The following is a 12,180-nucleotide window of genomic DNA, read 5'->3' on the forward strand; positions in this document are numbered from 1 at the left end:
GCTCAAGCAAATCGGAGAAACGTGATGTCTACCGTACTGGCGGCCTATCTGGGCCCGCTTGCCCTGTGTCTTGCGGCCTTCTTGTCCTTCAAATCGCCGGGCCTGCGCCCCTTCGCGGCGCTGCGCGTCAGCGAGATCGCTGGCCTTGCCGCCATCGTCTTCGCGCTCGCTTCGGGCTTTCTGGTCTGGACGGGCGGCGCGGCTACCGGCGCACTGTTCGAACTTGGTGGCTTCGGTCTGTCGGCGCGGCTGGACGCGGTCAGTGTGACCATGGCCATCCTCGTCAGTTTCGTTGGCTGGATCGTGCTGCGCTTCAGCCGGGTCTACATGGATGGCGAGGCGCGGCAGGGCTGGTTCACCGGTTGGATCTGCCTGACGCTGGCGGCGGTTTTGCTGCTGGTGACCGCGGGCAACCTCGTCCAGCTGGTGCTGGCATGGTTCGCCACGGGCGCGGGGCTGATGCGGCTTCTTCTGACCTATCCCGACCGGCCCGGCGCGCAGCGGGTCGTCCGCAAGAAGCGGGTTGTTGCGCTGTTCTCGGACCTGTCGCTCGTCGTGGCCGCCATTGGTATGGCGGTGGTCTTTGGCACCGGCGACATCGCGACCATTCTGGCCGAGGCCGGCGGGAACGCGGGCTGGCTTCTCTGGATCGTCGCAGGCGCGCTAGCGCTGGCAGCGGTGATGAAGTCGGCGCAGCTTCCATTCCACGGCTGGCTGACCGAGGTGATGGAGGCCCCGACGCCGGTTTCCGCCCTTCTCCATGCGGGCGTGATCAACGCGGGCGGCTTCCTTCTGATCCGGTTCGCCGACGTGATGCTGACGGCACCGATCGTGCTGGCCTTCCTTCTGATGCTGGGCGGTCTGACGGCGCTGGTGGGCGGTCTCGTCATGCTGACCCAGCCGGCGGTCAAGACCTCGCTCGCATGGTCCACCGTTGCGCAGATGGGCTTCATGATCCTGCAATGCGGTCTGGCGCTGTTCCCGCTGGCGCTTCTGCATATCGTCGCGCACTCGCTCTACAAGGCGCACGCCTTCCTGGCCTCGGGCGAGGCAGTTGCGCGGGTGGCGGCCTCGCGGAGGCCCGGACCGATCGCTATCCCCAATGCACGGGCGGTTATGCGGGCGTTCCTTGTCGCGCTGGCGATCTATGCGGTCGTGGGCTCGGTCTTCGGGCTGATGTCGAAGTCGCCCCAGGCCATCGCGCTTGGCGCCATCCTGATCTTCGGTGTGGCCTACCTGCTGGCGCAGGGTTTCGCGGATGCCGCACCCAAGGCGCTGACGCGTCGGACCGCACTCTGGTCGGTGGCGGCCTCGGCCAGCTACTTTGCGCTGCAATCCTTCTCGGCATGGCTGACCAAGGGCGTCCTGCCCGCCACGCCGTCGCCCGGACCGCTGGAATGGGCACTCATCATCCTGGCGCTGGTTACATTCGGGGCCACCGCCGTCGCACAGGCGACCTTCCCGCTCTGGTCGGGCCACCCGTCGGTGGCTGGCATGCGGGTCCATGTCGCGAATGGGTTTTACATCAACGCGCTGATTGACCGGTGGCTGGGCAATTGGCGGATCACGGAGGATCGGGCATGAGCATGGCTTGGACAAAGACAAAGGCCGAGGCTGCGGTACAGGCCATTCCCCCGGCATGGGGTCTGGAAGCTACGGTCGCCGTGAACCCTTTCGTCGGTCAGACCGACAAGGGCCTCGCCGAGACCGCGGAAATGGTCGAGCGGGTGACGGGAGAGCGGATTTTCCCGCCGCGGAAGACCTGGGCCGACGCCTGGGACGAGGACCGGATCAGCGACGACGATCTGGTGGACGCCCTTCTTGCGGGCGGCGCGCCGATGGACCTTGCCGATCTGAAGAAATGGCTCAAGCGCAACGCCGAGGACAAGGCAGCGCTCGCCATGATCTCTGACCTGGCCACGAACGCGTGCGGCACCGACTGGTCGGCGCTTGTGACCGAGCGGATGGGCGCATTCCTTGCCGCCGAGTTCGACGCGGGTCAGGCGCTCTGGGCGCAGCCTGTCAGGGACACCACGTGGGAGACCTGGCGCGCATGGGCGCGGCGGGACGTTACGCCGGAAATCCACGGTCTGAGCGGCTTTGCCGCCATGGTCGCCGCGCTTCCGTCCGATGCGGACAAGGCGCTGGCGGCTTTGACCGAGCGGCTTGGCCTGACCGAGGACGCGGCCGAGATGTACTTTCTCCGGCTTCTGACCGATCTGGGTGGCTGGGCGCAGCTTGCGCGGCAGCGGTTGTTCGAGGCCGAGAAGGCGGGTGGCTACGAAGGCACCGCGCGGGACCTGCTGGCGATCCGGCTGGCCTTCGAAGTGTCGGTATATGAGCAGTTTGCGGATCGGATCGGTGACGCATGGGCGGCGTTGCAGGCCGACTATGCCAGGCCGCTTCTGCCGCGGGGCGACCATGTGATCGACGCGATCCTGCAGGACGCCGCCGAGCGGGCCCATGCCAAACGGCTGGCCGAGACGCTGGCCGCCGATAACGCCCCGGCACGGTCCGGGAAAGCCAAGGTGCAGGCGGCGTTCTGCATCGACGTCCGGTCCGAGGTGTTCCGGCGCGCGCTTGAAAGCGTGGACACGGGCGTCGAGACCTTGGGCTTCGCGGGTTTCTTCGGCCTCGGCGTCGCGCATCGGGGCTATGCTTCGGACGTGGTCGAGAACCGGCTGCCGGTCCTTCTGTCGCCGGGCCTGACCACCACGTCGGCGGGCGAGGATGATGATCTGGACTCGCGGTACGCGAGCCGGGCCAAGCGGGCGTGGGGCCGGTTCAAGCTGGCCGCCGTGTCGTCCTTTGCCTTTGTCGAGGCGTCGGGGCCCCTCTACGCGGGCAAACTCCTTAAGGACAGTCTCAAAGGGGCGCATGCCAAGTCCTACGGCCCTGCGCCCAGACTCGACCCGGCGCTGCCGCTCGAGGCGCGGATTGGCGCGGCCAAGGCCGTCCTTGGAGCCATGTCGCTTACGCGGGATTTCGCGCCGCTGGTGGTCCTTGTGGGCCACGGCGCGAACGTCACCAACGCCGCGCATGAAAGCGCACTCCACTGCGGGGCCTGCGGCGGCTATGCGGGTGACGTGAACGCCCGGCTTCTGGCAGGTCTTCTGAACGACATCACCGTTCGGAAGGGCCTGCGGGCCGAGGGCATCAACGTGCCGGACAGCACGCTCTTTGTTGGTGCGCTGCACGACACGACGACCGATCAGGTGACCCTGTTTGACGCCGATGTGGCGACGGATGGCCACGCGGATGCGCTTGCGGCCTTCAAGGCCACGCTTGAACAGGCGGGCAGGATCGCGCGGGGGGAACGGGCGCTACGGCTTCCACGCGCCACCTCGGGCGACGCTGTGCCGGGCCGGAGCGCCGACTGGTCCGAGACGCGGCCCGAATGGGCGCTGGCCGGATGTGCCGCCTTCATCGCCGCGCCGCGGGGCCGGACCATGGGGCGCGATCTGGGCGGTCGGGCGTTCCTGCACAACTACAACTGGCAGGATGACGACGGCTTCGGCGTGCTGGAGCTGATCATGACCGCGCCCGTGGTCGTCGCAAGCTGGATCAGTCTTCAGTACTACGGCTCGACTGTAGCGCCAAAGGCGTTCGGCGGCGGCTCCAAGGTGCTGCACAACGTCGTGGGCGGCGTCGGGGTGGTCGAGGGCAATGGCGGGCGGCTGAGAACCGGCTTGCCGCTGCAGTCGGTCCATGACGGGGACCGGTATGTCCACGATCCGCTGCGGCTGGCCGTGGCGATCGAGGCCCCGCGCGAGGCGATGTCCGCCATTCTGGACAAGCACCCGTCGGTGGCCGCGCTGTTCGACAATGGCTGGCTGACGCTGTTCGCGCTGGATGACGATGGTCAGATGGCCTGGCGGTACAAGCCGGGCGGTGACTGGGATCAGCTTCCGACCCAGACGCGGGACGTCGAAGCGGCAAGAATGGCGGCCGAGTAAACCGGCCGCCACCTTCTCGGGCGGCGCGGATCAGTCCACGCCGCGCACAGGGATCGGCGCGTCGGGATTGGGGCGGAAGACCTTCTGCACCAGATAGGCTCCGACCGCGATGCCCACACCGATCAGGTCGGTCAGAAGTCCGCCCGAGATAAGGAACAGCGCCGCCACGATCAGAAGCGCCCGGATGAACCAGGCCGACCGCCCGCCCAGGAACCAGCCCTGAACGCTCGACGACAGGAAGAACACGCCGATCACCGCCGTGATCCCGGCGCGGACGACGTTATACCAGAGCGCCTGTTCGAAGACCATTTCGCCGTTCACTTCAATCATGTTCGCGCCCTGCATCAGCAGGTTGCCGTTGTAGAAGAACATGAACGGCACGATGAAGGCGGCGATCCCGATCTTGAAGCTGGCGACGCTGGTCTCCATCGGGTTCGCGCCCGATATGCCCGCCGCCGCGTAACTGGCCAGCGCCACGGGTGGCGTGATGGCCGACAGGACCGCGAAGTAGAAGACGAAGAAATGGGCGGTCAGTTGCGGAATTCCCAGCTGCACAAGGCCCGGCGCCACGACCGACGCCGCCACCGCATAAGCCGCCGTCGTCGGCATACCCATACCCAGCAGGATCGCGATGCACATGGCGAAGAACAGCGCCAGAAGCTGCGAGGATTCCGCGATCCCGAGAAGAAGCGCCGAGAACCGCGCGCCGACCCCGGTCAGGCTGATGACGCCCACGATGATGCCCGCGCATGCGCAGACCGCGATGATCTGGATCGACATGATCCCGGCCAGTTCGAACGCCTTCAGGATCGACCTCGGTCCCATTCGGAACGGCGTCAGCCAGGACACCATCGCGGCCGCGATTGTGGCGAGCGTACCGGCGCGGATCACCGAGTATCCGGCGAAAAGTGCGTAGATCAGGATGATGATCGGGATGAACAGGTAGATCTGCCGGACCATCTTGCCGAGCTTCGGCAACTCCTCCGAGCTCATGCCTTTCATGCCCAGCTTGGCCGCTTCGAAATCGACCATGAAGTAGACCGACACAAAGTAGAGGATGGCCGGGATGATCGCCGCGATGGCGATGTCGGTATAGGGAATGCCGGTGATCTCGGCCATGATGAAGGCGCCAGCGCCCATGATGGGCGGCATGATCTGCCCGCCGGTCGAGGCTGCGGCCTCGACCGCGCCGGCTGTCTTCTTGTGGTATCCGACCTTCTTCATCAGCGGGATCGTGAGCGAACCGGTCGCCACGACGTTGCCCGCCGAGGTGCCGTTGATCATGCCCATGAGGCCCGACGCGAAGATCGCCACCTTGGCCGGCCCGCCCCGCGCGCGACCGGCTGCGGCGAAGGCGAAGTTGACGAAATAGTCCCCCACCTTCGAGGCCTGCAGGAAGGCCGCGAAGATGATGAAGAGGATGATATAGGTCGACGATACCGCCGTGGTTGGCCCGAGGATGCCCGCGTCCGAATAGACATGGCCGAAGAAGCGCTGCCAGCTATAGGGCTGGTCGACCTTCAGGATGCCCGGCAGCAGATGCGCGGTGAAGGTGTAGACAAGGAAGATGCCGGTGATGATCACCAGCGCCAGCCCCGCGACACGCCGCGTCAGTTCCAGGATCAGCGCCGCACCGGCCGTGGCGGCGAAGGCCACGCCGATGGGCACGAAGGGCGTGCCGACCGAGTTCCGCGCCGCGGTGCCGTAGATTGAGATCAGGTAAGCGGCAACTGCGATCCCAGAGACGGCCAGCACGATGTCCGAGGCACGGAACCGGTCGCGGTCCTGCTGCTCGAACCAGCCGGCGACGATGCCGCCGAAGGTGGCGATCATAAGAGGTATGCCGAAATACCGGACCTCCTGGGCATAGATATCCGTACCGGGGAAAGCGGCCCAGGTTGTGAGCCCGCCCATGACCGGCAACTCGCCGCTCTGGATGACCGACAGGAAATAGAACGCTGCCCCAAGCGCCAGAAGCGCGGGCAGCAGAAGGATAAAGGTGACGAGCGACAATTTCCGCGTCGCCGCACGGGCCTCTTCCCGGAAGGGCGCGGACGAGAAGATAAGAAAGCCCAGGAACAGCGCACCGGCGATATGGGCGATGCGGAAATTCCAGGTTTCCATCGGGAACTGAGGCAGGAAGCCGATCTCGATCCCGGTCCAGGATGACAGCGAAAGCCCGTTCAGCGCCGCCATGTGGAAGGCCGCATAAAGCCCCGCATATCCCACGACCAGATGCAGGCGCCAGCCTTCGAAAAGCCTCCGGTTACCCTCTATCGGCTCTTCATCGACGCCTTCCGCGATGATCAGATCATCGTCCTCGATGGGTTTCGTATCGGCCATAACGTCCCTCCGCGGCGCCGTTCAGGCGCACGTTCCCTGTTTTCTTCTGTTCGAAAGTACTCTGGGGGGTGCGGGGGGCAAAGCCCCCCGCGTCGGTCGCGGCGCAAAGGCGCCGCGACACCGCTGATCACATGCCGTGGATCATGCTGTCCGGGATGTCGGCGCCGGCATTTTCCTTGAACCATTTGGCGGCACCCGGGTGCCACATCAGAACGCCGTTCTTGTCCCAGTTATCGGGCGTGGTCGAGCGGGCCGCCTTGTGGATGTTCACCATCCGGGCATTGTCCGACATGACCACGTCGACCACGGCTTCGACGAAGCTCTCAGGCAGGTCGCAGTTGGCGATGGCGAAGTTCCACATCGACACCGAACGCGCCGGGGCTTCCAGCGTGGTGTAGGTCTCGGCCGCGATATCGAACTGCGACACCGGGAAGGCTTCCATGATCGTCGCCTGCTCTTCCTCGGTGAACTCGATGATGTTCACGTCGGTCTGAACTTCCAGCTGGCTGACAGCCGGAACCGGCACGCCGGCGGCAAAGGCGATGACGTCAAGCAGACCGTCCTGAAGCTGACCGCCAAGATCGGACCAGCCGCCGTTCCGACGCTCGAAGTTGACGCCGAGCGTTTCCATCATGCGCGGGAAGTAGGTGTCCGAGGTCGAACCCGCCGGGCCGAAGCCGATGCGGGCGCCATCCGGAATGTCCGCGATCGAGGTGATGCCGGACGAAGCCAGTGCCGTCACCGAGAACGGCGTCTGGTACATCGGGAACATCGCGCAGGCGTTGCTCATGGGCAGGCCCGGTGCGATCGGGTTGGTGCCGGCAAGGCTTTCCGCCGCCGGACCCATGGTGGTCATGCCGAACTGGGCGTCGCCGGTGTGGACCAGCGCCATATTCTGCATCGGGCCGCCGGTGACTTCGCCGCCGCCCGAGATGCCGAGCTCTTCCGCAACAAGATTGGCCCAGCCCGAACCATAGGCGAAGTAGGTTCCGCCCTGGCTTGCGGTGCCTACCGTGAAGCTTTCCGGCCAGCCAGTGCGGTCCACGTGGCTGCCCGCCTGAGCGGCGCCGACGCTGAGCGCGATGGTCGCGACTGTGAGTGTGAGATGTTTCATTGTCTTTCCTCCCGAGAATTTCCGGCAGATGCCGGTTGAAACATGCGGCGGCGCAGGAGGCGCCTCCGTCACTGGGTGTTTTAGTGCGCGAAGGTTCGAATCAAGGGCAACAGGCGATCCGCCGCCGTTATCGCAAACAGGGGATGGTCCGTCGTCTGATGGGTCGAAAGCCGGACATGCGCTGAAAAAGGGTGTTACGTTTTCGACCCGTCGGGCCCGTCATCGTCCGCTTCCAGGAAATCCTCGCGCGCCAGACCATGGCGCTGCATCTTCTCGTAAAGCGCTTTCCGCGACAGCCCGAGGGATTCGTAGACCGGCCTCAGCCGCCCGCCTTCCGCAGCGATCGCCGCTGCAAGAAGGCCCTTTTCGAACTCGGCCACCCGGCCCGCAAGGGTTTCGGCCCCTGCCGTGCCGGTGTTGCCCGCCAGGTCGGGATCGAGGCCGAGAGCGAACCGCTCGGCGGCGTTTCGAAGCTCACGCACATTGCCGGGCCAGGAGCGGGCCGCGAGGGTCGACAGCACTGCGCCGGGGATATCCGGGGTTGGGCGTTTGTATCGACCAGCGGCCTCGTCCACGAGTTGCAGGAAGAGCTTGGGTATGTCCTCGCGCCGGTCCGAGAGGGGCGGCATCCGGATGGTCACCACGTTCAGACGATAGAGGAGGTCGCTGCGAAACGCGCCTTCTGCCGCCGCCGTCTCGAGGTCCCGCTTCGACGCCGCGATGAACCGCACGTCGAGCGGTATCATCTCATTCGATCCGAGCCGCGTGATCTCGCGATTCTGGATCGCGTGGAGCAGTTTCGCCTGCACGCCCATTTCGAGGCTGTCGATCTCGTCGAGAAAGATCGTCCCGCCGCGTGCGTGCTCGAACCGCCCATAGCGCGCCCGCTGTGCTCCGGGGAACGCCCCTGCCTCGTGGCCGAAGAGTTCGCTTTCGATCATGTCGCGCGGAAGGGCCGCGCAGTTGATCGCGACGAAAGGGGCCTCGGCGCGGGCGCTGGCGCGGTGAAGGGCGCGGGCTGCGACCTCTTTGCCCGTTCCTGTGGCGCCGGTGATCAGCACATCGGCCTCGGTTTCGGCCACGGCGCGGATTTGCTGGCGGATCGCGATCATGGCGGGGGACCGGCCGCCAAGGCGCACCTCGATCGCGTCGCGCCGCCCGACCTCGCGCCGAAGGGCACGGTTCTCCAGTGTCAGCCGCCGTTTGTCGAGCGCGCGGCGGATGGTCTCGACCAGACGGGCGGGCTCGTAAGGCTTTTCCATGAAATCATAGGCGCCGTCGCGCATCGACTGCACGGCCAGATCAACGTCGCCGTGGCCGGTCACGAGGATGATCGGAAAGGCAGGGTCGATTTCCAAGCACCGGCTCATCAGCGTCAGCCCATCCATCCCGGCCATGCGGATATCGGTCACCAGAATGCCTTCGAAGTTGCGGCTGACATGGGACAGCGCCTCTTCCGCGTCGGCAAAGACGGCCGCCTTCAGACCGGCAAGGTCCAGCGTCTGGCGGGCGACTTCGCGCAGGTCGGCCTCGTCATCCACGAAAAGGACGGTCGGATCGCTCATTGTGCGGCCACCGCTGTCTGATCGCCTGTCTCTGCACTGCGGAGCGTGACGCTGAACACGGCCCCGCCGCCCGGTGCGTTGGCCGCGGCCATGCTGCCGCCGAAGTCGCGGACGATGTTGTAGGAGATCGACAGACCCAGCCCCAGACCCTTTTTCGGACCCTTCGTCGTGAAGAATGGGTCGAAGATCTGGTCCTGCACCGCCTCGTCCAGGCCCGAGCCGATGTCAGTCACGAGGAGCCGGGTCGCGTCCGGCGCGGGGTGGTCGATCTCGATCGTGATAACGGGCTCTTCGACCGCCTGCATGGCGTCGAGCGCGTTGGACAAGAGGTTGACGATCACCTGTTGCAGCCGGACCCGCCCGCCCATGACAAGGACGGGCGCGGGCGGCGCGGTATAATCGACCCGCGCCTTTACTCCCGCGATCCGCACCTCCATCAGGTCGAGCGCGTCGCCCACGATGGCAGACAGGTCCACCGGCTCGACGCTGTCCTGCGGGCGGCGGGCGAAGTTTCTCAGGTGGCCCGACAACGTCGCCATGCGGTCGACCATGCGCGATATACGGGCGACGTTGTCGGCGGCCTCGGCAATCCGGTCCCGCTCCAGATAGGTGGCGGCGTTGTCGGCATAGGCCTTCACAGCCGTCAGCGGCTGGTTGATCTCGTGGCTGAGCGCGGCGGACATCTGGCCGAGCGCGGCCAGCTTGCCGGCCTGAATCAGCTCCCGCTGTGTCTGACGGAGTCGCTGTTCGGTGGCCTTGCGCTCTTCCACCTCTTCGGTCAGCCGCGCGTTTGCGGTGTTCAGCGCTTCGGTGCGCTTGGCCACCTGGCGTTCCAGCCGCTCGTTCGCCTGCCGCTGAACCTCGAGCCGTTCGGCGGCGCGGGCGCGGCGCTCGTTCACGATCTGCCAGCCGAGAAGTGTCAGAAGCATGAGAAGAACCGCGCCGAGAAGGGTCAGAAGCGCTTGCGCGCGGGCGGGCGCGGTCGGCGTCAGGTGTAGAACCCGCCAGCCGACGGTGGCCAGCGGCACTTCGTTTGCAACGAAGGTCTCGCCGTCGAGCGTCAGCCGATCCAGAGTGCCTGTCGTGCGGCGGTCGATTTCGAACGGGATGAGACGGTCGAGCGGATATTGCCGGTCGCGCGAGATGCGCGCGAATTCGCGCGAGCCAAGAGCGCCGAAGGTGCGGAAATGCCATTCGGGTCGGCTTGACATGAAGACGACGCCGGCAAGGTCCGTCACGAGGATCTCGCTCGCGCCGCCGCGCCATGCCTCCTCAAAGGAATCGACGGTGAACTTGATCGCGATGACGCCAAGGATGCGGGTATTGTCTAGGACCGGGGACGCAAAGAAATAGCCGCGCTCGCCCGAGGTGGTGCCAAGCGCGAAATAACGTCCCAGACCGCCTTCGATGGCCTGCTGGAAATAGGGCCGGAAGGAGAAATTACGCCCGACGAAGGACAATTCCTTGCGATAAGAACTGGCCGCGATGGTGTTGCCGCCGATATCCATGAGGTACACGTCCGAGACGCCAAGGCTCATCGCGGTCAGGCGCAACTGCTCGTTCACGAAGGGTCGAAGGCCTTCGTTGTCGGGATCCTTGAGCAGATCAACGAGAATCGGTCGCTCGGCGATCAGACCGGGCATAGGCTGAAACCGCTCGAGCGAGCCGCTCAGACCCTCGACCGCGATCCGGAGTGTGTTCTCGCCCGCGGCACTGGCGCGTTCGAGGTAGATTCGCTCGATGGACGGGAAGGCCGCGACGGCAAGGGCCAGCGCCAGCGCGATGACCGCCAGCGTTTTGTATGCCTGAAGCCGAACACGTTGAAACGGCACGCCTTTTCCCCCCCTTTGGCCGGTTATGCCCTGAAATGGGCCGCTTGCCCAGATGCCAGCGAAAGCCGCGTGAGGCCCGAATTGTTCGTCATTCGGCCACAATAACGCCTGCATTTGGCGTTTGATAAAGAATCGTAGTTAATAACGCTGGGTGTCAGCGGCAGTTTTGCGCCGGTTTTTCCCACGGTCTCCCTTTCGGAGGTGGGCAGGCAGGCGTATAACGGCAATCGGTTCGCAGGCAGGCACCGGTGGCGGACCCGGGCAGAAAAAATTGAGGCGGCAGCAATGGCCCTAGGCGGTTTGTTTTCGACGGATATGGCGATCGATCTCGGGACGGCGAACACGCTCGTCTACGTGAAGGGCAAGGGGATCATCCTGAACGAGCCTTCGGTGGTCGCTTATCACGTCAAGGACGGTCAGAAGAAGGTTCTGGCGGTTGGCGAGGATGCCAAGCTGATGCTGGGCCGCACGCCCGGCTCGATCGAGGCGATCCGCCCGATGCGTGAAGGCGTGATCGCGGATTTCGACGTGGCCGAGGCCATGATCAAGGAGTTCATCCGCAAGGTGCACAAGCGCACGACCTTCTCGAAGCCGAAGGTGATCGTCTGCGTGCCTCACGGGGCGACGCCCGTTGAAAAGCGGGCGATCCGTCAGTCGGTCCTGTCGGCGGGCGCGCGGCGCGCGGGCCTGATCGCGGAACCCATCGCGGCGGCCATCGGCGCGGGAATGCCGATCACCGACCCGACCGGCAACATGGTCGTCGACATCGGCGGCGGTACGACCGAGGTGGCGGTGCTGTCCCTTGGGGATATCGTCTACGCGCGCTCGGTGCGTGTGGGTGGCGACCGCATGGACGAGGCGATCATCTCGTACCTGCGCCGTCAGCATAACCTTCTGATCGGTGAGCAGACCGCAGAGCGCATCAAGACATCCATCGGCACGGCGCGCATGCCTGATGACGGGCGCGGTCAGTCGATGCAGATCCGGGGTCGCGACCTCCTGAACGGCGTGCCCAAGGAAACCGAGATCAACCAGGCCCAGGTGGCCGAGGCTCTGGCCGAACCCGTGCAGCAGATTTGCGAGGCGGTGATGACCGCCCTCGAAGCCACGCCGCCAGACCTTGCCGCCGACATCGTGGACCGGGGCGTCATGCTGACCGGCGGTGGCGCGCTTCTGGGCGAGTTGGACCTGGCGCTGCGCGAGCAGACCGGACTGGCGATCAGCGTGGCCGACGAGTCGCTCAATTGCGTGGCGCTCGGTACTGGAAAAGCTCTCGAATACGAACACCAACTCAGGCACGTGATCGATTACGATAGTTGAGCGCCCAACGGTCTGACTTTTCCACAGGCGCGTGGTAGTCTTTCGACAGG

General features: G+C 65.4%; 7 protein-coding genes. 3 read left to right on the forward strand and 4 right to left on the reverse strand.

The genetic code is table 11. The annotated features are described in order from the left end of the window. Window positions 1–24 precede the first annotated feature (24 nt). A complete protein-coding gene (locus GQ651_RS16860; protein ID WP_160765440.1) occupies window positions 25–1,584 on the forward strand; it encodes a proton-conducting transporter transmembrane domain-containing protein in 1,560 nt (519 codons plus the stop codon). After that, a complete protein-coding gene (locus tag GQ651_RS16865) occupies window positions 1,581–3,956 on the forward strand; it encodes a YbcC family protein (RefSeq protein ID WP_160765441.1) in 2,376 nt (791 codons plus the stop codon). The genes GQ651_RS16860 and GQ651_RS16865 overlap by 4 nt, the downstream gene beginning before the upstream one ends. Window positions 3,957–3,986: 30 nt before the next feature. On the opposite strand, the gene GQ651_RS16870 is transcribed toward GQ651_RS16865, so the two are convergent. The 4 genes from GQ651_RS16870 to GQ651_RS16885 all read right to left on the reverse strand — a co-directional run bounded on the left by GQ651_RS16870 (window position 3,987) and on the right by GQ651_RS16885 (window position 10,810). Then, window positions 3,987–6,299 (reverse strand): TRAP transporter permease, encoded by a 2,313-nt coding sequence (locus GQ651_RS16870; RefSeq protein ID WP_160765442.1) that lies wholly within the window; start codon window positions 6,297–6,299, stop codon window positions 3,987–3,989. Between the two features lie 127 nt (window positions 6,300–6,426). Beyond that, on the reverse strand, window positions 6,427–7,413 hold the full coding sequence (locus GQ651_RS16875; RefSeq protein ID WP_160765443.1) for a TAXI family TRAP transporter solute-binding subunit: 987 nt from the start codon (window positions 7,411–7,413) through the stop codon (window positions 6,427–6,429). Between the two features lie 194 nt (window positions 7,414–7,607). Beyond that, window positions 7,608–8,978 carry a sigma-54-dependent transcriptional regulator gene (locus tag GQ651_RS16880; protein ID WP_160765444.1) on the reverse strand — a complete coding sequence of 457 codons (1,371 nt, stop codon included), beginning with the start codon at window positions 8,976–8,978 and terminating at the stop codon, window positions 7,608–7,610. Further along, complete coding sequence (locus tag GQ651_RS16885; protein ID WP_319637477.1) at window positions 8,975–10,810, reverse strand: sensor histidine kinase; 1,836 nt, start codon at window positions 10,808–10,810, stop codon at window positions 8,975–8,977. The genes GQ651_RS16880 and GQ651_RS16885 overlap by 4 nt, the downstream gene beginning before the upstream one ends. 285 nt (window positions 10,811–11,095) lie before the next feature. Here GQ651_RS16885 and GQ651_RS16890 point away from each other — a divergent pair, with 285 nt between their 5' ends. Continuing rightward, entirely contained in the window at window positions 11,096–12,130 is a 1,035-nt protein-coding gene (locus tag GQ651_RS16890; RefSeq protein WP_160765446.1) for a rod shape-determining protein, read from the forward strand. Window positions 12,131–12,180 lie beyond the last annotated feature (50 nt).

Origin of the sequence: Kangsaoukella pontilimi (assembly GCF_009830125.1) — a bacterium.
GTDB classification, from domain to species: Bacteria; Pseudomonadota; Alphaproteobacteria; order Rhodobacterales; family Rhodobacteraceae; genus Kangsaoukella; species Kangsaoukella pontilimi.

Excerpts from the sequence above, each read along its gene's own strand:
- GQ651_RS16860 (WP_160765440.1), top strand. The coding sequence starts at position 25 with ATGTCTACCGTACTGGCGGCCTATCTGGGCCCGCTTGCCCTGTGTCTT.
- GQ651_RS16865 (WP_160765441.1), top strand. The coding sequence starts at position 1,581 with ATGAGCATGGCTTGGACAAAGACAAAGGCCGAGGCTGCGGTACAGGCC.
- GQ651_RS16870 (WP_160765442.1), bottom strand. The coding sequence starts at position 6,299 with ATGGCCGATACGAAACCCATCGAGGACGATGATCTGATCATCGCGGAA.
- GQ651_RS16875 (WP_160765443.1), bottom strand. The coding sequence starts at position 7,413 with ATGAAACATCTCACACTCACAGTCGCGACCATCGCGCTCAGCGTCGGC.
- GQ651_RS16880 (WP_160765444.1), bottom strand. The coding sequence starts at position 8,978 with ATGAGCGATCCGACCGTCCTTTTCGTGGATGACGAGGCCGACCTGCGC.
- GQ651_RS16890 (WP_160765446.1), top strand. The coding sequence starts at position 11,096 with ATGGCCCTAGGCGGTTTGTTTTCGACGGATATGGCGATCGATCTCGGG.